The organism is Streptomyces sp. 135 (assembly GCF_020026305.1).
Lineage (GTDB): Bacteria > Actinomycetota > Actinomycetes > Streptomycetales > Streptomycetaceae > Streptomyces.
The window spans coordinates 5,842,696-5,868,787 of record NZ_CP075691.1 but is presented as its reverse complement, the minus strand read 5'-3'; the positions used below and the strand labels follow the sequence as shown (position 1 = coordinate 5,868,787).

The following is a 26,092-nucleotide window of genomic DNA, read 5'->3' as shown; positions in this document are numbered from 1 at the left end:
GCCCGTGCAACCGAGCCAACCGAGCGAGTCACCGCACCAGCCCACACCCCCCTTCGACTTCCCCGCCGCCCGGCGCCTGCGGGAGGCGCTCGGGATGGCGCATGGGCACGTCGCGTATGGGATGCGGGCCAGTTACGGGCTCACGTACGTCACCGCCGACACCATCGCCGCCTGGGAGCGCGGGCTCGCCTCGCCCAGTTCCACCGAGCTCACCGCGCTCGCCGCCACGCTCTGGTGTGCGCCGGGGGAGCTGATGGGCGCCGCCCGGACGCTGCGCGAGCACCGCGTCGCCCGGGGGCTCGCGCCGCAGGACGTCGCCCGGGAGTCCGGCGTGGAGATCCAGGCGTATCTGCGCATGGAGGAGACCAACAGCTGGCGCGGGAACGAGCGGCAGTCCGAGGCCCTCGCCCGGTGTCTCCAGCTGTCCGTGCCCGACTTCGTCACCGTCACCGGCCGGTCCGAGCAGCTCGCCGAGCTGCTGCGCAGCGCCGTCACCACCCGGTGGCAGGGCTATGTGCGGCCCGTCAGCAAGCTGCTGCCCGTGGCGAAGCGGCACGTCGAGGACGTGCTGCGGCAGATGCACGACGACTACCAGTCCCGGATGACGCGGACCCTGAGCTGGGGCGGCGGCGCGAGCTCCGACGCGTCCGGGGAGGCCGGGCGGGACTTCCTCGACCGGATCCTGGAGCACTTCTGGACGCTGGTCCGCGGCGGGGCCGGGGGCGGCCGGGCCTGATCACCGGCCTGCCGTGTCCCGCCCCCGCCGCCACCATGGCCCGAGGGGCCCGCGGAGAACCGCTAGAAGACCGACTCCGCCTCGTCCATCCGGTCCTTCGGCACCGTCTTCAGCTCCGTGACCGCCTCCGCCAGCGGCACCATCATGATGTCCGTGCCCCGCAGCGCCGTCATCTTGCCGTACTCCCCGCGGTGCACCGCCTCCACCGCGTGCCAGCCGAAGCGGGTCGCGAGGACGCGGTCGTACGCGGTCGGGGTGCCGCCGCGCTGCACGTGGCCGAGGATGACCGGCTTGGCCTCCTTGCCGAGGCGGGCCTCCAGCTCGTACGCGAGAGCCGTGCCGATGCCCTGGAAGCGCTCGTGGCCGAACTGGTCGATCGCGCCCTTGCCGTAGTTCATCGTGCCGTCCTGCGGGTGCGCGCCCTCCGCGACGCAGATCACCGCGAACTTCTTGCCGCGCGAGAACCGCTCCTCGACCAGCGCGACCAGGTCGGCGGGGTCGAAGGGCCGCTCGGGCAGGCAGATGCCGTGCGCGCCGCCGGCCATGCCGGACTCCAGGGCGATCCAGCCCGCGTGGCGGCCCATGACCTCGACGACCATCACGCGCTGGTGGGACTCCGCGGTCGTCTTCAGGCGGTCCATGGCCTCCGTGGCCACGCCCACCGCCGTGTCGAAGCCGAAGGTGCGGTCCGTGGAGGAGATGTCGTTGTCGATCGTCTTCGGGACGCCGACGACCGGCACGCCCGCGTCGGCCAGCATGCCCGCCGCCGTCAGCGTGCCCTCGCCGCCGATCGGGATGAGCGCGTCGAAGCCGCTCTTCTCGATGAGCTCCTTGGCGTTGTGACAGGCGGCGCGGAAGCGTCCGCGCTCCAGGCGGGAGGAGCCGAGGATCGTGCCGCCGCGGGCCAGGATGCCGCTGACCGCGTTCAGGTCGAGGGGGCGGTAGCGCCCGTCGAGCAGGCCAGCGTAGCCGTCCTCGAAGCCGATGACCTCGTCGCCGTAGTGCGTCACGGCGCGGTGCACGACCGACCGGATCACTGCGTTGAGGCCGGGGCAGTCGCCGCCCGCGGTGAGAATTCCGATACGCATCGCGCTGTGTCTCCTGCTCGCTGTTGGTACTTGTGAGCCGATCCGATTGTTCCACGGCCGGAAGGGGGTCGCCGCTCACCGATGTCCGAGGGACGCGTGTGCGATGCGGGGGCGCGACCGGGGCAGTACAGGGGAAATACGGGGGCGATGCGGGGGCAGAGGCCTTATGACCCCTCCTGTCGGAGCCTTCGGCCGGCGGGCGGCCTAGCCAGCCGCGGAGGTATTGTCAAGAGGGCACAGCCGCGATATCGGGTAATTTGTCCTGCTCACCCGGCGTCCCCCGCCGGGCGGCCAGCGGGCAGCGAGGAAGGGAAGAGCACGCGTGACGCGCAGCGTGTACGTGACCGGGATCGACCGCGGCGACGGCCGCCAGGTCGTCGAGCTGGGAGTGATGGAACTCCTGACCCGTCAGGTCGACCGGGTCGGTGTCTTCCGGCCCCTCGTCCACGACGGCCCCGACCGCCTCTTCGACCTGCTGCGGGCCCGCTACCGCCTCTCGCAGGACGCCGCGTCCGTGTACGGCATGGACTACCACGAGGCGTCCGCGCTCCAGGCCGAGCGGGGCACCGACGAGCTGGTCTCGCGGCTCGTCGACCGCTTCCACCGGGTGGCCGGGGAGTACGAGGTGGTGCTCGTCCTGGGTACCGACTTCGCCGCCACCCAGCTCCCCGACGAGCTGGCGCTCAACGCCCGCCTCGCCAACGAGTTCGGCGCCTCCGTGCTCCCCGTGGTCGGCGGCAAGAACCAGACCGCCGAGTCGGTGCACGCCGAGACGCGCAACGCCCACCGCGCGTACGAGAGCCTCGGCTGCGACGTCCTCGCCATGGTCACCAACCGGGTGGCGCCCGCCGACCGCGACGAGATCCACCAGCGGCTGGAAGCCAGCCTGCCGGTCCCCTGCTACGTCCTGCCCGACGAGCCCGCGCTCTCCGCGCCGACCGTCGCGCAGATCACCCACGCGCTGGGCGGCCGCGTGCTGCTCGGCGACGACTCGGGGCTCGCGCGCGACGCCCTGGACTTCGTCTTCGGCGGCGCCATGCTGCCGAACTTCCTGAACGCCCTGACCCCGGGCTGCCTGGTGGTCACCCCCGGCGACCGCGCCGACCTGGTGGTGGGCTCGCTCGCCGCGCACAGCGCCGGCACCCCGCCCATCGCGGGCGTCCTGCTGACCCTGAACGAACAGCCGGGCCAGGAGATCCTCACCCTCGCCGACCGCCTCGCCCCCGGCACCCCGGTCGTCGCGGTCTCCGGCGGCTCCTTCCCCACGGCGGCGGAGCTCTTCGCCCTGGAGGGGAAGCTGAACGCCGCGACGCCCCGCAAGGCGGAGACCGCCCTCGGCCTCTTCGAGCGGTACGTCGACACCGCGGACCTCCTGAAGCGCGTCTCTGCGCCGAGCAGCGACCGCGTCACGCCGATGATGTTCGAGCACAAGCTCCTTGAGCGGGCCCGCGCCGACCGGCGCCGCGTCGTGCTGCCCGAGGGCACCGAGGAGCGCGTGCTGCGCGCCGCCGACGTCCTGCTGCGCCGGGGCGTCTGCGACCTGACGCTGCTCGGTCCCGTCGAGCAGATCCGCAAGAAGGCCGCCGACCTCGGCGTGGACCTCGCCGACTCCGAGCTCATCGACCCGCAGACCTCCGAGCTGCGGGATCGTTTCGCCGGGAAGTACGCCGAGCTGCGCGCCCACAAGGGCGTCACCGTCGAGCTGGCGTACGACGTGGTGGCGGACGTCAACTACTTCGGCACGCTGATGGTCCAGGAGGGCCTGGCCGACGGCATGGTGTCGGGCTCCGTGCACTCCACGGCCGCCACCATCCGGCCCGCCTTCGAGATCATCAAGACCAAGCCGGACGCCTCGATCGTGTCGTCGGTCTTCTTCATGTGCCTCGCCGACAAGGTCCTGGTGTACGGCGACTGCGCCGTGAACCCGGACCCGGACGCCGAGCAGCTCGCGGACATCGCCGTGCAGGCGGCCGCCACGGCCGGGCAGTTCGGGGTGGAGCCGCGGATCGCGATGCTGTCGTACTCGACGGGCACGTCCGGTTCGGGCGCCGACGTGGACAAGGTGCGCGAGGCGACCGAACTGGTGCGCGCGCAGCGCCCCGACCTGAAGATCGAGGGCCCGATCCAGTACGACGCCGCGGTGGAGCCGTCGGTGGCGGCCACCAAGCTGCCCGGCTCGGACGTCGCGGGCCAGGCCAGCGTGCTGATCTTCCCGGACCTCAACACGGGCAACAACACTTACAAGGCCGTGCAGCGCTCGGCCGGCGCGATCGCCGTCGGCCCGGTCCTCCAGGGCCTGCGCAAGCCGGTCAACGACCTGTCCCGGGGCGCGCTCGTCCAGGACATCGTCAACACCGTCGCCATCACGGCGATCCAGTCCCAGACGCCCACCCAGTAGTTCCCCCACAGAAAGCACCCCGAATCCGTGACTGCTACGCGCGTCCTCGTCCTCAACTCCGGCTCCTCGTCGGTGAAGTACCAGCTGCTCGACATGCGCGACAGCTCACGTCTGGCCGTCGGTCTCGTCGAGCGGATCGGCGAGGAGACCTCGCGGCTCAAGCACACCCCGCTCACCGGCGGCGATGCCCGGTCCCGTGAGCGCGAGGAGCCGATCGCCGACCACGAGGCGGCGCTGAGGGCCGTCGCCGCGGAGCTGGCCGCCGACGGCCTCGGCCTCGACTCCCCCGAGCTGGCCGCGATAGGCCACCGGGTGGTGCACGGCGGCCTGAGGTTCACCGCACCGACCGTGATCACCGACGAGGTGCTCAAGGAGATCGAGCGGCTGGTGCCGGTGGCGCCGCTGCACAACCCGGCCAACATCACCGGCATCCGCACCGCCCAGGCGCTGCGCCCGGACCTGCCGCAGGTCGCCGTCTTCGACACCGCGTTCCACACGACGATGCCGGAGTCCGCGGCGCGCTACGCGATCGACGTGAGGACCGCCGACGAGCACCGCGTGCGGCGCTACGGCTTCCACGGCACCTCCCACGCGTACGTCTCGCGCGAGACCGCGAAGCTGCTGGGGAAGGCGCCCGAGGACGTGAACGTCATCGTGCTGCACCTGGGCAACGGCGCCTCGGCCAGTGCCGTGCGCGGCGGGCGCTGCGTCGACACGTCGATGGGGCTCACGCCGCTTGAGGGACTCGTGATGGGTACCCGTTCCGGCGACATGGACCCCGCGGTCATCTTCCATCTGGCCAGGGTCGGCAAAATGTCCATCGACGAGATCGACATTCTCCTCAACAAGAAGAGCGGTCTGATCGGACTCTGCGGCGACAACGACATGCGGGAGATCCGGCGCCGTATCGACGAAGGTGATCAGGAGGCGGCGCTCGCTTTCGACATCTATGTCCACCGGCTGAAGAAGTACATCGGCGCCTATTACGCCGTCCTCGGCCGCGTCGACGCCGTCGTGTTCACGGCCGGTGTCGGCGAGAACGCGGCCCCGGTGCGCGAGGCGGCCGTGGCGGGCCTGGAGGAGCTGGGGCTCGCGGTCGACGGCGCGCTCAATTCCGTACGTTCCGACGAGGCCCGGCTGATTTCGCCGGAGTACGCGCGCGTCGCCGTCGCCGTGGTGCCGACGGACGAAGAATTGGAGATCGCCACTCAGACGTACGCATTGGTCGACGACCGCAACGCCTGAGCGCGCATCCGCCCATTTGTATATTCCACCAGACGGAATATTCCGTAGCGAAACAAACCGATAGGATCGCCCCATGCGCCGTTCCAAAATCGTCTGCACGCTGGGCCCCGCCGTCGACTCCGAAGAGCAGCTGGTCTCGCTGATCGAAGCCGGCATGAATGTGGCCCGCTTCAACTTCAGCCACGGCACGCAAGCCGAGCACCAGGGCCGGTACGACCGGGTCCGCTCGGCCGCCGCGAAGACCGGCCGGGCGGTCGGCGTCCTCGCCGACCTCCAGGGCCCGAAGATCCGTCTGGAGACCTTCGCCGAGGGCCCCGTCGAGCTGGTGCGCGGTGACGAGTTCACCATCACCACCGAGGACGTGCCCGGCGACAAGTCGATCTGCGGCACCACCTACAAGGGTCTGCCGGGTGACGTCTCCAAGGGCGACCAGATCCTCATCAACGACGGCAACGTCGAGCTGCGCGTCGTCGAGGTGGACGGCCCGCGCGTGAAGACGATCGTCGTCGAGGGCGGTGTCATCTCCGACCACAAGGGCATCAACCTGCCCGGCGCGGCCGTGAACGTGCCCGCCCTGTCCGAGAAGGACATCGAGGACCTGCGCTTCGCGCTGAAGATGGGCTGCGACATGGTCGCCCTGTCCTTCGTGCGCGACGCCAACGACGTCAAGGACGTCCACAAGGTGATGGACGAGGAGGGCCGCCGGGTCCCCGTCATCGCCAAGGTGGAGAAGCCGCAGGCCGTCGCCAACATGGAGGGCGTCGTCGCGGCGTTCGACGCCGTGATGGTGGCCCGCGGTGACCTCGCCGTCGAGTACCCGCTGGAAAAGGTCCCGATGGTGCAGAAGCGCCTCGTGGAGATGTGCCGCCGCAACGCCAAGCCGGTGATCGTCGCGACCCAGATGATGGAGTCGATGATCACCAACTCCCGCCCCACGCGCGCCGAGGCGTCCGACGTCGCCAACGCGATCCTGGACGGCGCGGACGCGGTCATGCTGTCGGCCGAGTCGAGCGTCGGCGCCTACCCGATCGAGACCGTCAAGACGATGTCGAAGATCGTCGCGGCGGCCGAGGAGGAGCTGCTCTCCAAGGGCCTCCAGCCGCTCGTGCCCGGCAAGAAGCCCCGTACGCAGGGTGGTTCGGTGGCCCGCGCCGCGGCCGAGATCGCCGACTTCCTCGGCGGCAAGGCGCTGGTGGCCTTCACCAAGTCCGGTGACACGGCCCGCCGCCTGTCCCGCTACCGCGCGGCCCAGCCGATCCTGGCCTTCACCACCGACGAGTCGACCCGCAACCAGCTGACGCTGAGCTGGGGCGTGGACACCTACGTCGTGCCGCACGTCGACAACACCGACGCGATGGTCGAGCTCGTCGACGCCGAGCTGATCAGGCTCAACCGCTTCAACGACGGCGACACGGTCGTCATCACCGCGGGCTCGCCCCCCGGCGTCCCCGGCACCACCAACATGGTGCGGGTGCACCACCTGGGCAACGGCGACCGCGACTGACGGGCCGTCCCTTCCTGCGTACGCGCCGAGGGCGCCCCCCCCTGGTTCAAGGGGGGGCGCCCTCGGCGTTCGCGGCTCCCGCAGGGCCCGGAAAGGCCTTCCCGGGGGCGGCGCCGTCACCGCGTGATCGTCTGCTCCAGGCCCGGCACCTTCAGGGTCCCGCCGAACTGGGCGGCCTGAAGGACCTTCACCTTGGTGAAGTACGCGACGGGGATGTTCAGCGGCGGCGGGTGCTCGGGGTCGAAGACGATCGGGATCAGGCCGAACAGGTTGCCCTGCAGCCGCTCCGTGTACATGACCGTCTGCCCGTCGCGGATCGTGGACGTGGAGCCCTCGTCCGCCCGGATGTGGTACTTCGTCCCGTCGGGGCCGGGGGCGATCTGGTGCAGGTCGCCGATGTCCGTGCCGTTGTCGACGGTGAACTTCAGCGCCTGCTTCTTCTTGCCGCCGGCCGTCGTCAGGTTCACGACGCCCTTGTAGTCCAGGCCCTTGAGGAGCAGGGAGCTGGCCTCCAGCTCCCACGGCTCGTCCGCGACCCGGACGGGGGTCTCCTCGGCCTCGCCGTCGACCTTCTTCTCGACCACGCACGGGAACGGCTTCTTGCCGTCCGCGTCCGGGGCCATCGGGTCGGTGGCCCCTTCGTCCTCGCTGCCGTCCGCGGCCCCGGCGGCTTTCCCGCCCTCGTCCCCGAGGCCGCCGGCCTTGTCCGCGTCCCGTGCCGCGTCCCCGGCCGTGTCCCCGGCCTTGTCCTTTGCCTTGTCCGCGCGGTCCCCGGTCCCGTCGACCGTGTCCTTCGCGTCGTCGGCGGGCTCGGTGACCTTGTCCGTCGTGTCCTTGGCCGTGTCCTCGGGGGACTTGGTCTCCTCCGAGGCGGCGGGGGCGGGCGCCCGGTCCGGGGAGTCCTTGTCGTCGGGCGTGAAGACGTCCTTGAGCGCGTCGCCCAGGCCCAGCGGATCCAAGGGGTTCTTGGGCTTCGACGGTTCGGGGGCCGGCTCCGCCGCCTGGTCCTTGTCGTCCGCGTCGCCGGACGGCGTGTTCCCGGCCTTCTCGCCGGCGTCCGGGTCGGTGGAGGGGGCAGGCTTGGTGGAGTCCTTGCCCGCCGCGTCCGTGCCTCCGGCCCCGCCGCCCTTCTCGCCCGTCTCGCCCGTCTCGCCCTTCTCGCCCTTGGCGTCCTCGCCCTGACCGGCCTTCTTCTCGGCGTCCTCGGGCTTCTTGGCGTCCTCGGCGTCCTTGGCCTCCTTCTCGACGTCCTTGGACGCCTCGTCCGGCGCCGTGACACACGGGCCGTCCTGGAAGGGGTTCTTCGGGACGCCCGGCTTCGCCTGCGCGAGCGTGGGGGTCAGGCCCATCCCCATGAGGACCGCACTCGGCATGGCCGCCAGGGCTATCGCCTTGCCCGCGGGCATCTGCAGACGGGTGAGCAGCGGCTTCCTGGGGGCCGCGTGACGCGGCCCGGATCTCGCCCGGGACGCCCCCGCGGGGTCCTCGTGACGCACCTCGTCAGCCTGCACGGTGCCTCCCGTTCGTCCCGTCCACCGGGCTCGTTCCTGACAGATCGTCGGTCACGCTCGCACCGCCGACACCGTTCGGGCCGCCCGCGGCCGCGGGCTCGGGCTCCTTCTCCGTACGCCCCTTCGCGGGAACGGTCTCGCCCTCGCCCCAGGAAATGCCGAGGGCACCGCCGATCAGCGCGAGCAGGAAGCCGACGACGAAGCCGCCGATGTTGGAGACGACCAGGGAGACCAGGGCGAGCAGGATCGCCGCGACGCCCGCGAAGACCCGCGTATGCACCTGGAACCACATGGTCAGGCCGAGCACCATCAGGAGGACGCCGATGATCAGCGAACCGGCTCCTGCCGTCGTCGCCAGGGCGAGCGTCAGGTTGCCGAGCTTGATGTTGCCGTAGGGCAGGTAGGCGATCGGCACGCCGCCGAGGATGGTGAGGAGGCCCGCCCAGAACGGACGGGTGCCCCGCCAGGCCCGGAACTTCCTGCGGTAGACGTTGAGGAAGTGATCGTTCGGCCCCGGTGACTTGGCGCTCATGGGAAAACAGCTCCTTGGAACCGGCGGTACGTGAATTCGGTGAAGCTCTGTGGTGGCGGGCGGGAGAGTGGATCTCCGCGCCCGCCGGGCCAGTCGCTGCCCCGTGCCCGCCCTGACGGGCCGACGGGTCAAGGCTCAGCGAGTGCTCAAGCGGATGCTTAGAAGCACTCCTTCTTGCCCTTGTGCAGCTTCATGTTGAGGCCGCTCAGCTTGAAGGTGCCCGCGCTGGTCGCCCAGGCCGTCTGCTCGATGTCGGTCAGGATGGCGCGGTCGGCTTCCTGGGCGAAGCCGTTCGGGTTCGCCTGCTCCTTGCCGCCCTTCATGCCGGGGCCCTTGGTGGATTCCCCGGCCGCGACACCGATGTTGATGTTCCTGAACTCGGCGTCGGCATCGAGCTGCGCCACGTCGATGTACAGGTTCTTGGCCACGACCGGCGTCTTGCCGCCGCCCGCCCTCAACTGGAGCGTGACATCGCCCAGCACCGGGATGTGCGTCACGACGGACTGGCACATGTTGGTGATCTTGGCCTTCTTGAAGGCCGAGACCGACACGGGATGGGCGGCCTTCTTGCCGTCCATGTCGACGCCGACGTCAACGCCGCCGTACTGCACCATTCCACGGCCGTCGAGCTTGTCGGCGGAGACCTTGAACGACTGGCCGGACACGCTGAACGATGCCGCGAGCGCGCCCTGCGAGAGGGCGACACCTATCGCGGCGGTAGCCGCGACGCTCGGCACCATGACCACGGCGAACCGCTTCCATCTGGTTCCGCCACGAGCCACAGATTCCATGACTTTCCTCCTTCTCGGACGTACATCTCCGGCCCTGACTGCTCCCTTTCGGGCGGCTCAGCCGGGCAGGGATGGGAGAAGTGCTACGTCCTCGGGAAGGAGAGCGCCCGCATCGTAAGGCGCTAGCCGCACCACACATCACCGGCGATCACCCCCGAGCGACAACCACTGGTCGCGCCTGACGCATCACGCACAACCTCATGGACAGGCCCTGCCGGAAACGGCAGAGACCCCCCTGTCCAAGACCGGCGACGGCGTCACCGGTCTGCTCGGTGGGGACCCGAAGGTCCCGCTCCCGACCGGCTGTCGGGGTCGCGGTTCATCGGACCGAGCGTCGCCGATCGTGGTGCATTCTCGGTCCCCGCACAAGGGGGTTCGTTACTGGCTAGTAACGGGCGGATAACCGAACCGCGACCGCGCGATATCGGTCGGCCACGGACGGTGGCCCAACAGGTGGGAGCGGAACGGGACATGTCCGGGCGAAAGCGTTCGGACCGACGTCTCCGACTTACTCCAAGTAACAGTGGCCGTGTTTGCCAAGTTTTGGCAAAGCACGGCCACTGTCGCGTCCTGGGAACAGAGTTTTCACTCCGGCATCACAAGACCCGGTGTTCAGGATCTGGTCAGCCGAGGGGCCGGTGGACGGACCGGCCGCGGGCTCGCCGCGTGGCTCAGAAGAGCACCCGGGCGAGCGCCGTGCGCGCCGCCGTCACGCGCGGGTCGTCCGAGCCCACCACCTCGAAGAGTTCGAGCAGCCGCACCCGCGCGGCGTCGCGGTCGTCGCCGGCCGTGCGCCGCACCGTGTCGATGAGCCGCCCGAAGGAGTCCTCGACATGACCGCCCACCAGATCCAGGTCGGCGGCCGCGATCTGGGCCGCGACATCCGCGGGCCGGTCGGCGGCGTCCTTGCGGACCTGCTGCGGGTCGAGGCCCTGCACGCGCTGGAGCAGTTCGGCCTGGGCGAGACCGAGCTTGGCCTCGGTGTTCGCCGGGTCGTCGCTGAGCACGTTCTTGTACGCCTGTACGGCGCCGGCCAGGTCACCCGCGTCGAGCGCCTGCACGGCCGCTTCGAGCAGGGCGTCGTAGGGACCGGCGGGCACCTCGGCCGGCGCGGGGGCCTGCTGCCCCTGGGCGTCGGCGTCGACCACCAGGCCGGTCAGGCCGAAGCGCTCCTCGCCGACCTGGATGAGCTGGTCGAGGGTCTGGCGGATCTGCGCCTCGGGGGCCGCGCCCTGGAAGAGGGGCAGGGCCTGCCCGGCCACCACCGCGAAGACCGCCGGGATCCCCTGGACCCCGAACTGCTGCATCAGCATCTGGTTGGCGTCGACGTCGATCTTGGCGAGGAGGAAGCGGCCGTTGTACTCCTGCGCGAGCCGCTCCAGAAGGGGGCTCAGCTGTTTGCACGGCTCGCACCACTCGGCCCAGAAGTCGATGACGACCGGGACCTCGGTGGAGCGCTGGAGGACCTCGCGCTCGAAGCCCGCCTCATCGACATCGATGACGAGGCTCGACGGGGCGATCGCGGCGCCCGCCGCGCCCCCGCCCTGCCGGGCCGCTTCGGCGCGCGCCTGCTCCGCCTTCGCCTTGGCCTCCTGGGCCGCCTTCACCGCGGCGAGGTCGACGACTCCGCTCATGGACATGTTCCGTGGCTGCATGAGTACATCCTCCCCCAAGCCGTGCGGGAACCGCGCCCGTCCGTGACCCCCCGCCGGATTGCGGGGCCACGGAGGCCTTGGTCCAAGGTCCCGAGGAGGACCGGTGGTTGGCCCGGGGTCCCCACCCCGTGCCGTCGTGCGTGTGTGCGAGGTTGCCGTTCGTGGTTGTCGCTCATGGCTTTCGCTACGGGTCGTAGCGTAACCGGCGGGCCCCGCGCGTGAACAGCCCCCGTCGGTGATCTCCCTCACTGCCGGCGCACAAGGGGTCCCTGGCCGGTCCGTACCGACCGGTATGGTCGCGGCCATGCAGAGCCGTACGTCCACCACTCCACCCTCCCGCACCGGCGGCCGTCCGCGCAGCGCGACCGCCGACGCCGCGATCCTGGAGGCGACCCGGCAGGGCCTCGTCGAACTGGGCTGGTCCAAGCTGACGCTCGGCGCGGTCGCCACGCGCGCGGGGGTCGCCAAAACCACGCTGTACCGGCGCTGGGCGGGCAAGAGCGAGCTGGTCGTGGACGCGGTGGCGGAGCTCTTCGACGAGCTGGAACTGCCGGACCGGGGCAGCCTCGCCGCGGACATCGAGGGCGTGGTCCTGCAGTTCGCGGCGCTGCTCGGCCGCCCCGAGACGAAGACGGCGCTGATGGCGGTGGTCGCGGAGTCCACCACGGACGAGCCGCTGCGGCACCGCATCCGGGAGTCCATCGTCGACCGCCAGAAGCGGCTGGTCCTCGCGGGGCGCAAGCGGGCGCAGGAACGGGGCGAACTCCCCGTGGAGCCGGACGCGTCCGCCGCCGCCCGCACGGCGGACCTCATCTTCGACGTCATCGCCGGCGCGGTGGTCCACCGCGCTTTGGTCAGCGCGGAACCGGTGGACGAGGAGTGGGCCCGCCGGTTCACGTTGCTGCTGCTGGGCGGCTTGGCGGCGGCACAGACCGCCCCGTAGTCGCCCCTTCAGGGGGCGCGGGCCGTGACATCCGCGGCTCCGCCGCGGGGCGCACCCAGCCCCCGCCACCCCGCACCCACAAAACGACGCCTCACACCTGATACCGCTCCGGCGCGAACAACCGCAGATTCCCCGCAACCCACTCCGACGTCCGCTTCAGCCCCTCCACAAGAGACACCTCCGGAACCCACCCCGCCCACTCCCGCGCCCGGGAGTTGTCCGACAGCAGCCTCTCCACCTCACTGCCCGAGGGCCGAAGCCGCGCCGGGTCGACCACGACCGACGCCTCCCGCCCCGACGCCGAGATCAACGCCTCCGCCAGCTCCCCGATGGAGATCTCCCGCCCCACCCCGAGATTCACCGCGTGCCCGAGCGCCCGGTCACACACCGCCATCGCCATGAACCCCCGCGCCGTATCCGTCACGTACGTGAAGTCCCGCGTGGGCGTCAGCGACCCCAGCCTGACCTCCCGCGCACCCGCGTGCAGCTGCGCGAGGATCGTCGGGATCACGGCCCGGGCCGACTGCCGGGGACCGTACGTGTTGAAGGGCCGCACCACCGTCACCGGCAACTCGAAGGCGTGCCAGTGCGAGAGCGCCATCATGTCGGCGCCGATCTTCGACGCGGAGTACGGGGACTGCGGCTGGAGCGGGTGGTCCTCACTGATCGGCGCGGTCAGCGCCGTCCCGTACACCTCGCTGGTGGAGGTGTGCACGAGCCGCCGCGCACCGTGCCGCCGACAGGCCTCCGCGACGTTCTCGGTGCCGACGACGTTCGTCTGGACGTACGCGCCCGGGGAGTCGTACGAGTACGGGATGCCGATCAGCGCGGCGAGGTGGAAGACGGTGTCGCACCCGGCGACCGCGTCCATCACACGCCCCGCGTCCCGCACGTCCCCGGCGATCATCTCGACCCTCGGGTCACCGAGGAGATGCGCGAGGTGGCCCTTCTCCGCGTACGGCTTGTAGTGCACGAAGGCGCGGACCTTCGCGCCCGCTTCGAGGAGCAGGTCGACGAGGGTCGAGCCGATGAAGCCCTCGGCTCCGGTGACGAGGACGGTGCGGTCCCGCCAAGAGAAATCCTGCCAGGAGGGATCCGGCCGAGAGAAGGACGTGGTCATGCGTACTCCAGGTGAGGGGTGACGTGGGCGAGGTGGAGGACCCGCTCGGCGAGCAGGCCGGCGGCGCGGGCGTGCGGGCCGGGGTCGGCGGCGCCGCTCATCGCGGCGAGCCGGGCCGGGTCGGCGAGCAGCGGGCCGACCAGCTCCGCGAGGCGGTCGGCGGTGGTCTCGGCGTCGGGCAGCAGGAGGCCGGCGCCCGCGTCGGTCAGGACGCGGGCGTTGTGGGTCTGGTGGTCGCCGGGCGCGTGCGGGTAGGGCACGAGGACGGCGGGGACCCCGGTGGCGGCCAGTTCGGCGACGGTCGCCGAGCCCGCGCGGCAGACGACCAGGTCGGCGGCGGCGTAGGACAGGTCCATGCGGTCGAGGTAGGGGACGGCGCGGGCCACCGACGACCCGCCCGAGGCCGCGAGCCGGGCACACGTCTGCGCCAGCGCGGCGGGGCCGGTCTTGATGAGCAGCTGGACGTCCGCCCGGCCCCGCCACCGCCGCGCGAGCCCGACCGCGGCCTCCGTGAGCCGGGTGGCGCCGAGGCTCCCGCCGTTGAAGAGGACCAGGCGGGCCCCGTCCGGCACGCCGAGCGCGCGCCGCGCCTCGGTGCGCAGCGCGGCCCGGTCGAGCGCGGCCAGCGGCGCGGCGATCGGCATGCCGGTGGTGTGCGCGCGGTCGCCGCCCGGCAGGTGCGCGCGGCTGCGGTCGAAGGCCACCGCGATGTTCGGGGTGAGGCGGGCGGCGAAGCGGTTGGCGCGCCCCGGCACGGCGTTGGACTCGTGGATGAGGCTCGGCAGGCCGGCCATGCGGGCGCCGACGATGACCGGGGCGCTGGGGTAGCCGCCCATGCCGACGGCCACCTGGGCGCCCTGCTCGCGCAGGATGGCCCGGCACTGGGCCCCCGACTTCAGCAGCGCGGCGGGCAGCAGGTAGCGGCGGGCGCCGAGCGAGGGGTCGAAGGGGATCATGTCGACGGTGTGCAGGCGGTACCCGGCGTCCGGTATCAGCCGGGTCTCCAGGCCCCGCTCGGTGCCGACGAAGGAGATCACCGCGCCCGGCACGGCGCGGCGCAGCGCGTCGGCGAGGGCGAGGCCGGGATAGATGTGGCCACCGGTGCCGCCCGCGCCGATGACGACGGAGAGAGAGGTTCGCATGGCAGTGGAGCTTCACGCGGGGGGCTAAGAGGGTTTTAAGAGCCGCGTTTGGCACCTTTGGTCCATGAGCTTCATGAGCGGCACGAGCTTGACCGGCAGGGGCGGCGGACCCGATCCCGTACCGCACAAGATCCTCGTCGTCGACGACGATCCCGAGGTCCGCGCCGCCGTCGAGGACGCCCTGACCGTCGAGGGGCACCTGGTGCGGGGCGCGGAGGACGGCCACCGCGCGCTCACGGCGGTGGCCCGCTGGCAGCCGGACCTGGTGGTCCTGGACGTGCTGATGCCGGTCATGGACGGCCTCGCGGTCTGCCGTCAGCTGCGCGCGGCGGGCGACCGCACCCCCGTGCTCGTCCTGACCGCCCTGGACTCGGTGAGCGAACGCGTCGACGGCCTGGACGCGGGCGCCGACGACTACCTGGTCAAGCCCTTCGCCCTGGACGAACTGGTCGCCCGGGTGCGGGCCCTGCTGCGCCGCGCGAGCCCGGAGCGGGCCACGGACTCCGGTGCCGACCTCGCGTACGGTGATCTCGTCCTGGACCCCGCCACCCGCACCGGCCGCCGCGGCGGGCGCCGGATCGAGTTCAGCCGCACCGAGGCCGCCCTCCTCGAACTGCTGCTGCGCAACGCCGGACAGGTGCTGCCGCGCGAGCTGATCCAGCAGACGGTGTGGGGCCGCGACTTCGGCCCGGACTCCAACTCCCTCGCCGTGTACGTCGGTTACCTGCGCCGCAAGCTGGAGTCGGGCGGCGAGGCGCGGCTCGTCCACACCGTGCACGGCGTCGGCTACCGCCTGGGCTCCCCGTGAGCGCGCGGCGCGGGCTCGGCGCGCGGTGGCGGCGCCGCAGACCGCTGCGCACCCGCCTCGCCGTGGCCGCGGCGGCCGCCGTGGCGCTGGTGGCGGTCGGGGTGTGCGCCGCCGCGTTCTTCGTGATCCGCTTCAAGCTGTACCAGCAGCTGGACCAGAACCTCGCCCAGTCGGCGACGCTCACCGTCCAGCAGCACCGCGACGAGGGCCCCGGCGTGATGGCGGGCGAGTGCCGGTTCCTCGGGGCGCCCGCTTGTTCGCAGATCGTCCCGGCGGACTCCGCCGACGATCCGGCGGAGCCGTATCTGCTGCCGGTGAGCGGGGCTACACGTGAGGTCGCCGCCGGCCGGCGGGCCCCGTACTACGCGAGCTTCACACTCCCCGGCGGCAGGCCGGGCCGGATGTACACCACCACCTTCGGCGACGGCGAGGCCGTGCAGGTCGCCCTGCGGGCCGACATCGCCGAGCGCGGGGTGCGCCAGGCCGCGACGCTGCTCGCCGCGGTGGGCGGCGCGGGCGTGCTGCTCTCGGCGGTCGGCGGCTACTGGGTCTCGCGCACCGGCCTCGCCCCGATCACCCGGCTCACCGCCACGGCCGAGCGCATCGCCGCCACGCGTGACGCCCGGCACCGCATCGAGCTGCCGCCGGGCCGGGAGGGCGATGACGGCCGACAGGACGAGGTCACGCGCCTGGCCGCCACGTTCAACACGATGCTCGCCGAGCTGGAGGAGTCCGTCGCGGCCCGCCGCCGCCTGGTCGCCGACGCCTCCCACGAACTGCGCACCCCGCTGACCGCGCTGCGTACGAACGCCGAGCTCCTCGCCAAGGCGGACCGTCTCACCGCGGCGCAGCGGGAGCGCGCGGCCGGGGCGCTCGGCCGCCAGCTGCGGGAAGTCACCGGCCTGGTGAACGACTTGATCGAGCTGGCCAGGGAGGAGGAGCCGCAGCCGCTGCTCGAGGAGGTGCGGCTCGCCCCGCTGGCCGCCCACGCGGTGGACGCGGCGCGCGGCCACTGGCCCGCCGTCCCCTTCACCCTCCAGGTTGCACCGGAGGCGGCGGACCTCAGCGTCCCGGGCGTACCGGCGCGTCTGTCCCGGCTGCTGACGAACCTCCTGGACAACGCGGCCAAGTTCTCCCCGCCGGGCGCTCCCGTCGAACTCACCCTGACGCCGTGGGAGTTGACGGTACGCGACCACGGTCCGGGCATCGCGGAGGAGGACCTGCCCCACGTCTTCGACCGCTTCTACCGCGCCGAGAAGGCCCGCGCCATGCCCGGTTCGGGCCTCGGCCTCGCGATGGCCCGCCAGATCGCGCACGCGCACGGCGCGGAGCTGACGGCCGAGCGGGCGCCGGGCGGCGGCGCGCTGTTCCGCCTCGCGCTGCCTACTTCTTAGCCCACGCGCAGCTGCCGAGCGTGGCGCTGCCCTTGGCGACGAGGCGGTCCGCCTCGCGCGCGACGAGGACCCGCGTGTGCTTGCCCTTGCAGACGACCGTCCGCTCGCCGTGCCCCGCCAGGTCCACCAGGATCTGGTCCCAGTGCCGGTACTGCACGTCGTGCCCGGAGTCGTCGTACGTCCGCACCTTCGGCGCACCCGGCAGCTCCCGCCGCCACGTCTCGACCGTCGCCGGGGGCACGGTGGTGTCCTTCTTCCCGGCGTAGAGGTAGACGGGCGCGTCCAGCTCCGACAGGTCGGGGCCGGGACGCTCGCAGTACAGCCGCTGCTCGTGCACCTGGGGCGCCGGGTCGGACCGCTGGCCGCGCTGGTTGTAGGTGCGTGCCCCCTCCTCGTACGCCGTGTCGGCGAAACCGGGGATCGACTTCACGGCGCTGTCGTCGGGGAAGGCCCACCACTTGCGGGGGTCCTTGATCTGGTCCCGCACGGCGGCGGTCAGCGCGTCGTCGGACAGGTCGCAGAACGCGGGCCTGGCGCCGTAGGGCGGGAGCGCCGCGGCGAGGTGCAGCGCCGAGACGCGGTCCGGGGCCTTGGCGGCGAGCTCGGCGGCGTAGGGGCCGCCTCCCGAGATCGCGACGACGGCGAAGTCCTTCACCTTCAGCCGGTCCATGACCGCAAGGGCGTCCTCAACGAAGTCGGCCTTGCCGAGGCCCTTGTCGAACTCCGTGTCGCCGAAGCCGTTGCGCTCGACGGAGATGAGCCGCAGGCCGAGGTCCTCACGCGTGCTGCGGAAGAAGTCCGTCATGTGCGCGGCGCGGGCACTCGTGCCGGTGCCGCCGATGTACAGCACCGGCCGGCCGTCGCGCGGCCCCTGATCGACGTAGTGGACGGTGCGGCCGCCGGCCGGCTTCGCGGCGCGCACCTCGGGGCCGAGCGAGTCGAAGTCGTCCTGCACCTTGGGCTCGGGCGGCGGGCTCGCGCTGACCTCACCGGACCCGCCCACCAGCAGCGCCCCGAGGACGGTGAGGGTGGCGGTTCCTATGGCGATGGCGGCGGTGCGGGCGTGGCCGGTCGAGGTCACGGACGACTCCAGGGGCGGGGACGGGGAACGCGGCGCGCCTACCCATGCTTCCGGATTCAAACCTGGGAGTTTCTGCACCGTCCCCAGGGGCGCGGGGAACTGCGCGCCAAGCCACATACGGCCGCAGGTCCCCGCTCGCCCGGAAAACCCCGCGCCTAGAACCCCGGCGGCTCCGTATAGATCCCCCACTCGTCCCGGAGGACCCCGCAGATCTCCCCGAGCGTCGCCTCCGCCCGCACCGCCTCCAGCATGGGGCCGATCATGTTCGACCCGTCCCGCGCCGCCGCCAGCATGGCGTCGAGAGAGCCCCGCACCCGCGCGTCGTCACGCCCCGCCTTGCGCTCCGCGAGCTCCCGCACCTGCTCCCGCTCGACCTCATGGCTGACCCGCAGGATCTCCAGGTCACCGGTGACGGAACCCTCCAGGCAGTTCACGCCGACGACGCGCTTGTCGCCCTTCTCGACGGAGCGCTGGTACTGGAAGGCGGACTCGGCGATCTCGCCGGTGAACCAGCCGTCCTCGATGCCGCGCAGGATGCCCGAGGTGATCGGACCGATCGGGTGCTGCCCGTCGGGGCGTGCCCGCCGCCCCCGCTCCCTGATCTGCTCGAAGATCTTCTCGGCGTCGGCCTCGATGCGGTCGGTGAGCTGCTCGACGTACCAGGAGCCGCCGAGCGGGTCCGCGACGTTGGCGACGCCGGTCTCCTCCATCAGCACCTGCTGGGTGCGCAGCGCGATCTCGGCGGCCTGCTCGCTCGGCAGGGCGAGGGTCTCGTCGAGGGCGTTGGTGTGCAGGGAGTTCGTGCCGCCGAGCACCGCCGCGAGGGCCTCCACGGCGGTGCGTACCACGTTGTTGTACGGCTGCTGGGCGGTGAGGGAGACACCGGCGGTCTGGGTGTGGAAGCGCAGCCACTGGGCCTTGTCGGTCTTCGCGCCGTACTCGTCGCGCAGCCAGCGGGCCCAGATGCGGCGGGCGGCCCGGAACTTGGCGATCTCCTCGAAGAAGTCGACATGGGCGTCGAAGAAGAAGGAGAGGCCGGGCGCGAAGACGTCGACGTCCAGGCCGCGGCTGAGCCCCAGCTCCACGTACCCGAAGCCGTCCGCGAGGGTGTACGCCAGCTCCTGCGCGGCCGTCGCCCCGGCCTCGCGGATGTGGTAGCCGGAGACGGAGAGCGGCTTGTAGGCGGGGATGTCGCGCGCGCAGTGCTCCATCAGGTCGCCGATGAGACGCAGGTGGGGCTCGGGCTGGAAGAGCCACTCCTTCTGCGCGATGTACTCCTTGAAGATGTCGGTCTGGAGCGTGCCGTTGAGGATGCCCGGGTCGACCCCCTGGCGCTCGGCGGCGACGAGGTACATGCAGAAGACGGGCACGGCGGGCCCGCTGATCGTCATCGACGTCGTCACGTCGCCGAGGGGGATGTCCTTGAAGAGGACCTCCATGTCGGCGGCGGAGTCGATGGCGACGCCGCAGTGCCCGACCTCGCCGAGGGAGCGGGGGTCGTCGGAGTCGCGGCCCATGAGGGTCGGCATGTCGAAGGCGACGGAGAGCCCGCCGCCGCCGTTGGCCAGGATCATCTTGTAGCGCTCGTTCGTCTGCTCGGCGTTGCCGAAGCCCGCGAACTGGCGGATGGTCCAGGTCCGGCCGCGGTACCCGGTGGCGTGGAGCCCGCGCGTGAAGGGGTACTCCCCGGGCCAGCCGATCCGCTCGAACCCGTTGTACGTGTCGCCGGGGCGCGGCCCGTAGACGGGGTCGACCGGGTCGCCCGAGAGCGTGGTGAAGTCCGCGTCACGCTTGCGGGCCTTGTCGTAACGGGCCTGCCAGCGTCGGCGGCCTTCCTCGATCGCGTCAGCGTCCATACCCCCGAATTTACTAGGACGTCCTAGTAAAAGTCGATGGGCAACCGCCGTACGAATCCGTACGGCGGCAGCTGTTACGCCTCCGCGGTGACCGGGGAGCCGTCGGTGATCAGCGGCTCGACGTCCCGGGCGACCTTGCGCTCCACGAAGAAGGCGGCGGTCGGGATGGTGCCGGAGACCAGCACCCACAGGAGCTTGCCGAACGGCCACTTCGCCTTGGAACCCAGGTCGAAGGCGAAGATCAGGTAGATGATGTAGAGCACGCCGTGGACCTGCGACACGACGAGCGTCAGACCCTCGCCCTTGTCGAAGCCGTACTTGAAGATCATGCACGCGCACAGCACGAGCAGCATCACGGCGGTGACATAGGCCATCACCCGGTAGCGGGTCAGCACGCTTCGCTTCATGCGTACGAGCGTAACGGCCCGTCTCGCGCGATCTTCGCCGCCCCCGTCGCGAGCGGAACGGACGGCTCTGCTCCTGGCCGGGACCCGCGAGGCCGCGCTACTTCTCCTCGAAGTCCCGCGCGGCGATCCGCAGCGGCCGCAGCATGGCGAAGATCTCCGCGCACTCCTCGGCGTCGTACACCCCGAGCCCGAAGTCCATCGCCATCAGCTCGCGCGTGGCGGCCTCGACGACCTCGCGGCCCTTGTCGGTGATGGAGGCGAGGGTGCCGCGGCCGTCGTTGGGGTTCGGGCGCTTGTCGACGAGGCCGGACTTCACGAGCCGGTCGACGGTGTTGGTCACGGAGGTGGGGTGCACCATGAGCCGCTCACCGATCTTCGACATCGGCAGCTCGCCGGCCTGCGAGAAGGTGAGCAGCACCAGCGCCTCGTAGCGCGCGAAGGTCAGTCCGTACGGCTTGACGACCGCGTCGACCTCGGCGAGCAGGATCTGGTGCGCGCGCATGATCGAGGTGATCGCGCCCATGGCCGGGACCGATCCCCAGCGCTGCTTCCAGAGCTCGTCGGCGCGGGCGATCGGATCGAAGGGAAGGCTGAGCGGCTTCGGCACGCCAAAGACCTTACCCGCCGGTCACATGCTGGTCAGCACCGTCTCGCAATTCGGGCGTACGTTCCTTCGAAGCCCTGGGCCGACCCGCTGACCGCCCGATATGGGCTGCGGGCGGAGCCGGTGTCGCACAAGGGGATGATTAGCCCCATATGCAACGATTGCCGGGCTGACTGACCGTCACCGTCGCCCAAGGGGTCTGGATGTACCGGCTGCTCCGCACGTTCACGGCACTCACGGCTCTCACCGCCATCGGGCTCACGGCGGGCTGCTCCTCGGGATCCGGTTCCACGGCCGACCCCGCCAGGTCACCGGCCGCCGACGTCGCCGCCGGGTCCTCGACCGACGCCGCGAAGGCCCCGAGCGCGTTCTGGGTCGACCCCGACAGCCCCGCCGCCCGCCAGGTCGAGAAGTGGGAGCGGCAGGGCCGTGCCCAGGACGCCGAGGCCCTCAAGCGGATCTCCGAGCAGCCGCTGGCGGTGTGGCCCGCCGGCGACGACCCGGCGCCCGACGTCAGGGCGGCCACCGAAGGCGCGACCGAGGACGGCCGTACGGTGGTGCTCGTCGCGTACAACATCCCGCACCGCGACTGCGGCCAGCACTCGGCGGGCGGCGCCCACAGCTCCGCCTTCTACCGGGAGTGGGTGGACGCCTTCGCCGGGGCGATCGGCGGCGCCCCCGCCGTGGTCGTCCTCGAACCCGACGCGATCCCGCACATCGTGGACGGCTGCACCCCCGCCGAGTACCACGCCGACCGCTACCAGCTGCTCTCCGAGGCGATCGAGCGGTTCAAGCGCCAGCCGAAGGTGAAGGTGTACCTCGACGCCGGGAACCCCGGCTGGATCACCGACGCGCACAAACTCTCCGAGCCGCTCATCAAGGCGGGGATCGCGCGGGCCGACGGCTTCTCGCTGAACGTCTCCAACTTCCAGAGCGACGAGGTCACCAAGGAGTACGGACGCACCCTGTCGGCGACGGTCGGCGGCAAGCACTTCGTCATGGACACCAGCCGCAACGGCAGGGGCCCGCTGGCCGGCGACCGGGAGGACGCCTGGTGCAACCCGCCCGGCCGCGGCCTCGGCACACCGCCCACCGACCGCACGGGCGACCCGCTGCTCGACGCCGTCCTGTGGATCAAGCGGCCGGGCGACTCGGACGGCCCGTGCCGGGGTGGCCCGGCGGCGGGGCAGTGGTGGCCGGACTACGCGCTGGGGCTCGCGCGCAACGCCAAGGAGGCGTGAGCCGCCTTCCCCCGGGGCCTTCGCGCCCGTCAGCCCTCCCGGCCCACGTGGATCCACTTCGCCTCCGACGACGTGCCGTCCTTGTCGGTGACGAACAGCATGTACCAGCCCGGCGGGACCAGCGCCGCGTCGCGCACCGGGACGTCCACCGTCACCGACCCCTTGCCCTTGGTGACCCCCAGCGCGATCGAGCGCTGCTCGACGTCCGTCGTGTGCGTCACCGCGCTCGGCCGCATCAGGCGGGCCGAGACGATGTCACCTGGACGGTCGGCGGCGAACGTCGCGCGGCCGTCCGCCGCCAGCTGCTCCGGGCCCTCGCCGAGCACCGGCCGGTTCTTGCCGCCCCTGTGCAGCGCCGGCGGCGTGAAGATCTCCATGCGCTGCTCGAAGTGGCCGAGCTTGGTGTTCTGCTGGTTGTCGAAGAGGGGGTCCGAGCCGAAGGTGACGACGCGGCCGTCGGGCAGGAGCAGCGCCTCGGAGTGGTAGTTGCGGCCCACCTTGGGTGCCGCCGCCTCACGGAAGACGTTCTGCTTGGGGTCGTAGAACTGCGCCTTGAGGATGTTGCTGGCGCTGCGGCCCCGGTAGTCGGAGGAGCCGTTCGAGGTGAACACCGAGTCGTCCGGCATGAGCACGCTGTTCAAGTAGCGGGTTCCCTCGGGCAGTTGGGGTCCGGTCTTGAAGGACGGGTTCTCCTCCTTGAGGTCGATCACGGCCGTGCGGCGCGTCGCCTTGTCGGACTCGCCCACTCCCCCGCCGCCGAGGATCATCACCTTCTGGTCCTGCGCGGGCGGCAGCAGCACAGACGCCGACGTCTCCGTCTGGTCCATGTCGGTCAGCCCGGGGACCTTCTCGAACTTGTTCGTCTCCAGGTCCCACAGACCCGGCTCGCGCCCCTTGTCGGCGGGCCCGTAGCCCGCGTTGGACGCGGGGTAGAAGAGCTTGCCGCCCTTGGTGAGGAAGAGCGCGGGGTAGGTGGGGAAGTACCGCTTCGGGCCGTCCGTCCACTTCTTCGTCTTCGGGTCGTAGATCTCGTTGTCGCCCGGGTCGATCACGCCCACGTCGTCGAGGCCCGAGACCGCGAGCACCTTGCCGTCCTCCAGGCCGACCAGCGTCGGGTACCAGCGGGCCTTCTTCATCGGCTGGACCGGCACGTACCTCTCGGCCCTGGGGTCGAATTCGTACGCCGCCCTGATCCCCTGGAAATCCTGCTTCTCCATGTCGATCTTCTCGGCGATGCCGTACGTGTTGTCGGCCTCGTCGCCGGTCAGGCCCTCGATCTCGTACTGCGCCGTCGTCTCGTTGACCGACTGCTCGCCCGGTTCGAGCGCCTCGACGAAGACGCGCGCCTCGCTCGCCTTGATCTGCGTCTTCCAGGGCTCCATCTCACCGGTCTTGGAGTACGAGATCTTGAAGTCCCGCTGGGCCTTCGGCACCTGGACGTCGAACTTGCTGACGTACTCGATGCCGGACGGCGAGCGGAACTTGGTGCCCTTCTTCAGGAACACCGCCTTGTCCGGGTTCTCGTTCTTCACCCGCATGCCGCCGCCGGCCCGCTCCACCTCGCCGTCGAGCAGTTCGTAGCGCGCGGTGCCACCGGCCACCAGCAGGCGGCCGTCGGGGAGCTGAGCGTGGCCGGAGCAGAAGAAGTCCTCGGGCGTGGCGATCTTCTTGAAGGTGTTGTTCTTCGGATCCCACAGGACCGTGTCGAACGAACCCGCGTCGAATTTCTTCTGCTCGTTGCCCGAACCCGCCACGATCAGCACCTTGCCGGTGTGCAGGAGCGCGGCGTGGATGGCGTTGGTTCGGAACTCCTTGGGGATGTCGACCATCTTCCAGGAGCCGTACTTCGCCTTGTAGCCGGGCCGGGAGATCTTGTACTCGTGGTACTGCTCCTCGGCGAAGGAGAGCGCGGCGGGGGCGTTCAGCCCCACGAGCAGCGCGCCCGCGCCGACTCCGATGAACGTCTTCCTCGTACGCCTAGAGGGCCGGTAGGCCATGGGTGCCATGTGTCAGTTCCCTCCTGTCGTCGTGCCGGTGGCGAACGCCGGCTCAGGCTCGCCCTCCGCCTCCGGGACCGGATGTCCGGCCTCCCGGCGCGCCTCCCGCTCCTGCCTGGCCTGCCTGCGCTCCTTGGCGACGGTGAACGTCCACACCGCGACCGGGGCCAGCGAGATGGCCATCGCGAGGACCGCCCAGGTGCGCATCGCCGCATGCGTGTGGCCGAGTACGACGGAGACGACCAGCGAGGTGGCGAGCAGCACCGCCCAGAAGAGGTGGATGCGGAAGGTCAGCAGCCGGTCCGGGCTGGCGTCGTTGCCCTTCGGTGTGACCACGAAGCGGCACGGGCGGCGCATGACGGCCGCGCCGAGGGACTTGGCGTAGATGGGGGCGGAGAGCGCCGACATCGCCATGCCGGCGAGGCCGCCCGACCCCGCCGGCTCGTGCGGGGAGACGTTGTGGCGGCGGTTCCATAGGTAGAGGCCGATCTGGAGGGCCGCCGCGTCGCTGTAGAGCATCAGCCACACCGAGGCCGCCACCTGGGTGCCGGACGCGCCGAACCACAGGAAGAGGATGCAGCTGAGGATGCCGAGCAGCCAGTTGACGGCCGTCATCGGGTAGTACACGAGCATCAGCGTGTACGAGAAGAGGCGCCCGGGAGGCATCGTGAACGGCGCCTTCCAGAACTGCTTGAACAGCGTCTCGTACGTGCCGCGCGACCACCGCATCTGCTGGGTGAAGAAGTCCGTCCACGAGGCCGGGCCCTCGCCGACCGCCAGGACGTCGGGGGTGTAGACCGAGCGCCAGTGGTTGTGGGTGGCCGGGTTGCGGCGGCGGTGCAGTTCGAAGCCGGTCGCCATGTCCTCGGTGATCGAGTCGTACAGGCCGCCCACCTGGGTGAGCGCGCTGATGCGTACGACGTTGTTGGTGCCGACGAACATGGGCGCCCGGTAGCGGTTGCCCGCGCGCTGGATGAGCGCGTGGAAGAGGAACTGCTGGGACTCCGCGGCCTTGGTGACCGGCGTCTCGTAGTTGCCGTACACCTGCGGTCCGACGACGAACGCGACGTCCGGGTCACGGAAGTAGCCCATCATCCGCTCCAGGAAGTTGGGGAGCGGGATGTGGTCCGTGTCGACGGACGCGAAGAAGTCGTACTCCGCGTGGTGCATCGCCAGCCAGGCGTTGTAGTTGCCGTGCTTGGTGCGGGCCTTGTGCGGGCCCTTCTCGCGGTTCCACTCCGGTATGCCGAGGCGCGTGAAGTGGCGCACGCCCAGCTCTTCGCAGAGGGCCTTCGCGTCGGGGTCGTTCCCCTCGTCCAGGAGCCATACGTCCAGGGGGCCCGCGTGGTGTATCCGCACCGCGCCTTCGAGCGTGGCCCGGACCATGGAGAGGGGCTCCTTGCCCGGCACGTACGTGGTGAGGAAGGCCACGCGGGTGCCTTCCTCCGGTGTCACCGGGATCGGGTCCCTCGCGACCAGCGTGGCGTGGGCGATGGATATGACGTTGACGAGCATGAAGAGCTCGATCAGGCCGATCGCCACGAGCATCGTGACGTCGAGGCCGATCAGCCAGCGTTCGCCGCCCTCGCGTTCGGTCCAGTGGGTGGGCCATACGAGGTAGACGAACAGGAGGCCCGTGAGCACGGGGGCCAGCGTCATCAGGAACACGGCCCGTATTCGATGGGGCTCCGAGGAGAGAAGCTTGCGGTACTGGACCCGATAGCCGCCGCCGTTGCCGCCGCCGTCCTCGCCGCTGCGCGGCTCGGTGAGCGGGCCGGCGAGCGTGCTGTGGGTGTCGTAGTCGTAACCCTCCGGCTGCCGCACAGCGCCCTCCAGGTTCTGGTGACTGGTGATCGAACGAGCCGATACCCCCACCAAAGTGGAGATTCCGTGACGTGTCGAACCGGGTGCGTCCGTGCGGGCGGTTTTGGGGTGGGGGGGTTTGGTGGGGTTGCGGTGGGGCGGGGGGTCTGCTGGTGACTCCGTCAACGGGCACCCACCCGCCTACCCTGCCGTCCCGAAGCCGAGCAATGGGCACC

At 71.1% G+C, this 26,092-nt stretch carries 21 protein-coding genes; 8 read left to right on the top strand and 13 right to left on the bottom strand.

All coding sequences use genetic code 11. The features are described 5' to 3' along the window. Positions 1-4: 4 nt before the first annotated feature. Complete coding sequence (locus KKZ08_RS26645; protein WP_223776840.1) at positions 5-736, top strand: helix-turn-helix transcriptional regulator; 732 nt, start codon at positions 5-7, stop codon at positions 734-736. 62 nt (positions 737-798) lie between these two features. On the opposite strand, the gene KKZ08_RS26640 is transcribed toward KKZ08_RS26645, so the two are convergent. Then, a complete protein-coding gene (locus KKZ08_RS26640) occupies positions 799-1,824 on the bottom strand; it encodes a 6-phosphofructokinase (RefSeq protein ID WP_223776839.1) in 1,026 nt (341 codons plus the stop codon). Positions 1,825-2,146: 322 nt separating this feature from the next. Between KKZ08_RS26640 and pta the strand changes: the two genes are divergently transcribed. From pta to pyk, 3 genes are all read left to right on the top strand, one after another. Further along, the gene (gene pta, locus KKZ08_RS26635) at positions 2,147-4,222 is read left to right on the top strand and encodes a phosphate acetyltransferase (RefSeq protein WP_223776838.1); all 2,076 of its coding nucleotides are present in this window, start codon (positions 2,147-2,149) and stop codon (positions 4,220-4,222) included. Positions 4,223-4,249: 27 nt separating this feature from the next. Further along, the gene (locus tag KKZ08_RS26630; protein ID WP_223776837.1) at positions 4,250-5,467 is read left to right on the top strand and encodes an acetate kinase; all 1,218 of its coding nucleotides are present in this window, start codon (positions 4,250-4,252) and stop codon (positions 5,465-5,467) included. Between the two features lie 73 nt (positions 5,468-5,540). Next, positions 5,541-6,971: a pyruvate kinase gene (gene pyk / locus KKZ08_RS26625; protein WP_223776836.1), complete on the top strand. Its 1,431-nt coding sequence runs from the start codon at positions 5,541-5,543 to the stop codon at positions 6,969-6,971. Positions 6,972-7,087: 116 nt separating this feature from the next. Here the strand turns inward: pyk and KKZ08_RS26620 are convergent, their stop codons facing one another. The 4 genes from KKZ08_RS26620 to KKZ08_RS26605 all read right to left on the bottom strand — a co-directional run bounded on the left by KKZ08_RS26620 (position 7,088) and on the right by KKZ08_RS26605 (position 11,460). Next, complete coding sequence (locus tag KKZ08_RS26620) at positions 7,088-8,482, bottom strand: hypothetical protein (RefSeq protein WP_223776835.1); 1,395 nt, start codon at positions 8,480-8,482, stop codon at positions 7,088-7,090. After that, on the bottom strand, positions 8,472-9,014 hold the full coding sequence (locus KKZ08_RS26615; RefSeq protein ID WP_223776834.1) for a DUF6114 domain-containing protein: 543 nt from the start codon (positions 9,012-9,014) through the stop codon (positions 8,472-8,474). Before KKZ08_RS26615 ends, KKZ08_RS26620 begins: the two co-directional genes overlap by 11 nt. A 158-nt stretch (positions 9,015-9,172) precedes the next feature. Then, positions 9,173-9,805, bottom strand: a complete 633-nt coding sequence (locus KKZ08_RS26610) for a DUF6230 family protein (protein WP_223776833.1) — start codon at positions 9,803-9,805, stop codon at positions 9,173-9,175. Between the two features lie 671 nt (positions 9,806-10,476). Further along, positions 10,477-11,460 carry a tetratricopeptide repeat protein gene (locus KKZ08_RS26605; RefSeq protein WP_223776832.1) on the bottom strand — a complete coding sequence of 328 codons (984 nt, stop codon included), beginning with the start codon at positions 11,458-11,460 and terminating at the stop codon, positions 10,477-10,479. 304 nt (positions 11,461-11,764) lie between these two features. On the opposite strand from KKZ08_RS26605, the gene KKZ08_RS26600 reads away from it, so the two are divergent. Further along, positions 11,765-12,403, top strand: a complete 639-nt coding sequence (locus tag KKZ08_RS26600; RefSeq protein WP_223776831.1) for a TetR/AcrR family transcriptional regulator — start codon at positions 11,765-11,767, stop codon at positions 12,401-12,403. 91 nt (positions 12,404-12,494) lie between these two features. Here KKZ08_RS26600 and KKZ08_RS26595 read toward each other — a convergent pair whose 3' ends face one another. Continuing rightward, entirely contained in the window at positions 12,495-13,523 is a 1,029-nt protein-coding gene (locus KKZ08_RS26595; RefSeq protein ID WP_223776830.1) for a GDP-mannose 4,6-dehydratase, read from the bottom strand. Next, positions 13,520-14,665 (bottom strand): UDP-N-acetylglucosamine--N-acetylmuramyl-(pentapeptide) pyrophosphoryl-undecaprenol N-acetylglucosamine transferase, encoded by a 1,146-nt coding sequence (locus KKZ08_RS26590; protein ID WP_223776829.1) that lies wholly within the window; start codon positions 14,663-14,665, stop codon positions 13,520-13,522. Before KKZ08_RS26590 ends, KKZ08_RS26595 begins: the two co-directional genes overlap by 4 nt. Before the next feature lie 73 nt (positions 14,666-14,738). On the opposite strand from KKZ08_RS26590, the gene KKZ08_RS26585 reads away from it, so the two are divergent. Further along, the gene (locus KKZ08_RS26585) at positions 14,739-15,473 is read left to right on the top strand and encodes a response regulator transcription factor (protein ID WP_223779200.1); all 735 of its coding nucleotides are present in this window, start codon (positions 14,739-14,741) and stop codon (positions 15,471-15,473) included. Continuing rightward, the gene (locus tag KKZ08_RS26580) at positions 15,470-16,867 is read left to right on the top strand and encodes a HAMP domain-containing sensor histidine kinase (protein ID WP_223776828.1); all 1,398 of its coding nucleotides are present in this window, start codon (positions 15,470-15,472) and stop codon (positions 16,865-16,867) included. The genes KKZ08_RS26585 and KKZ08_RS26580 overlap by 4 nt, the downstream gene beginning before the upstream one ends. Here the strand turns inward: KKZ08_RS26580 and KKZ08_RS26575 are convergent. The 4 genes from KKZ08_RS26575 to KKZ08_RS26560 all read right to left on the bottom strand — a co-directional run bounded on the left by KKZ08_RS26575 (position 16,857) and on the right by KKZ08_RS26560 (position 20,818). Further along, positions 16,857-17,948: an alpha/beta hydrolase gene (locus KKZ08_RS26575; RefSeq protein ID WP_223776827.1), complete on the bottom strand. Its 1,092-nt coding sequence runs from the start codon at positions 17,946-17,948 to the stop codon at positions 16,857-16,859. The two genes, KKZ08_RS26580 and KKZ08_RS26575, sit on opposite strands and share 11 nt — an antisense overlap. A gap of 155 nt (positions 17,949-18,103) precedes the next feature. Then, complete coding sequence (locus KKZ08_RS26570; RefSeq protein ID WP_223776826.1) at positions 18,104-19,804, bottom strand: methylmalonyl-CoA mutase family protein; 1,701 nt, start codon at positions 19,802-19,804, stop codon at positions 18,104-18,106. 74 nt (positions 19,805-19,878) lie between these two features. Then, positions 19,879-20,211, bottom strand: a complete 333-nt coding sequence (locus KKZ08_RS26565; protein WP_223776825.1) for a DUF3817 domain-containing protein — start codon at positions 20,209-20,211, stop codon at positions 19,879-19,881. 97 nt (positions 20,212-20,308) lie between these two features. Then, positions 20,309-20,818: a MarR family transcriptional regulator gene (locus KKZ08_RS26560; RefSeq protein WP_223776824.1), complete on the bottom strand. Its 510-nt coding sequence runs from the start codon at positions 20,816-20,818 to the stop codon at positions 20,309-20,311. Between the two features lie 200 nt (positions 20,819-21,018). On the opposite strand from KKZ08_RS26560, the gene KKZ08_RS26555 reads away from it, so the two are divergent. Further along, positions 21,019-22,056 (top strand): glycoside hydrolase family 6 protein, encoded by a 1,038-nt coding sequence (locus KKZ08_RS26555; protein ID WP_223776823.1) that lies wholly within the window; start codon positions 21,019-21,021, stop codon positions 22,054-22,056. Positions 22,057-22,085: 29 nt separating this feature from the next. On the opposite strand, the gene KKZ08_RS26550 is transcribed toward KKZ08_RS26555, so the two are convergent. After that, positions 22,086-24,053 carry a kelch motif-containing protein gene (locus KKZ08_RS26550; RefSeq protein WP_223779199.1) on the bottom strand — a complete coding sequence of 656 codons (1,968 nt, stop codon included), beginning with the start codon at positions 24,051-24,053 and terminating at the stop codon, positions 22,086-22,088. A gap of 12 nt (positions 24,054-24,065) precedes the next feature. Beyond that, positions 24,066-25,877 carry a cellulose synthase catalytic subunit gene (locus tag KKZ08_RS26545; protein ID WP_223776822.1) on the bottom strand — a complete coding sequence of 604 codons (1,812 nt, stop codon included), beginning with the start codon at positions 25,875-25,877 and terminating at the stop codon, positions 24,066-24,068. Between the last annotated feature and the right edge of the window lie 215 nt (positions 25,878-26,092).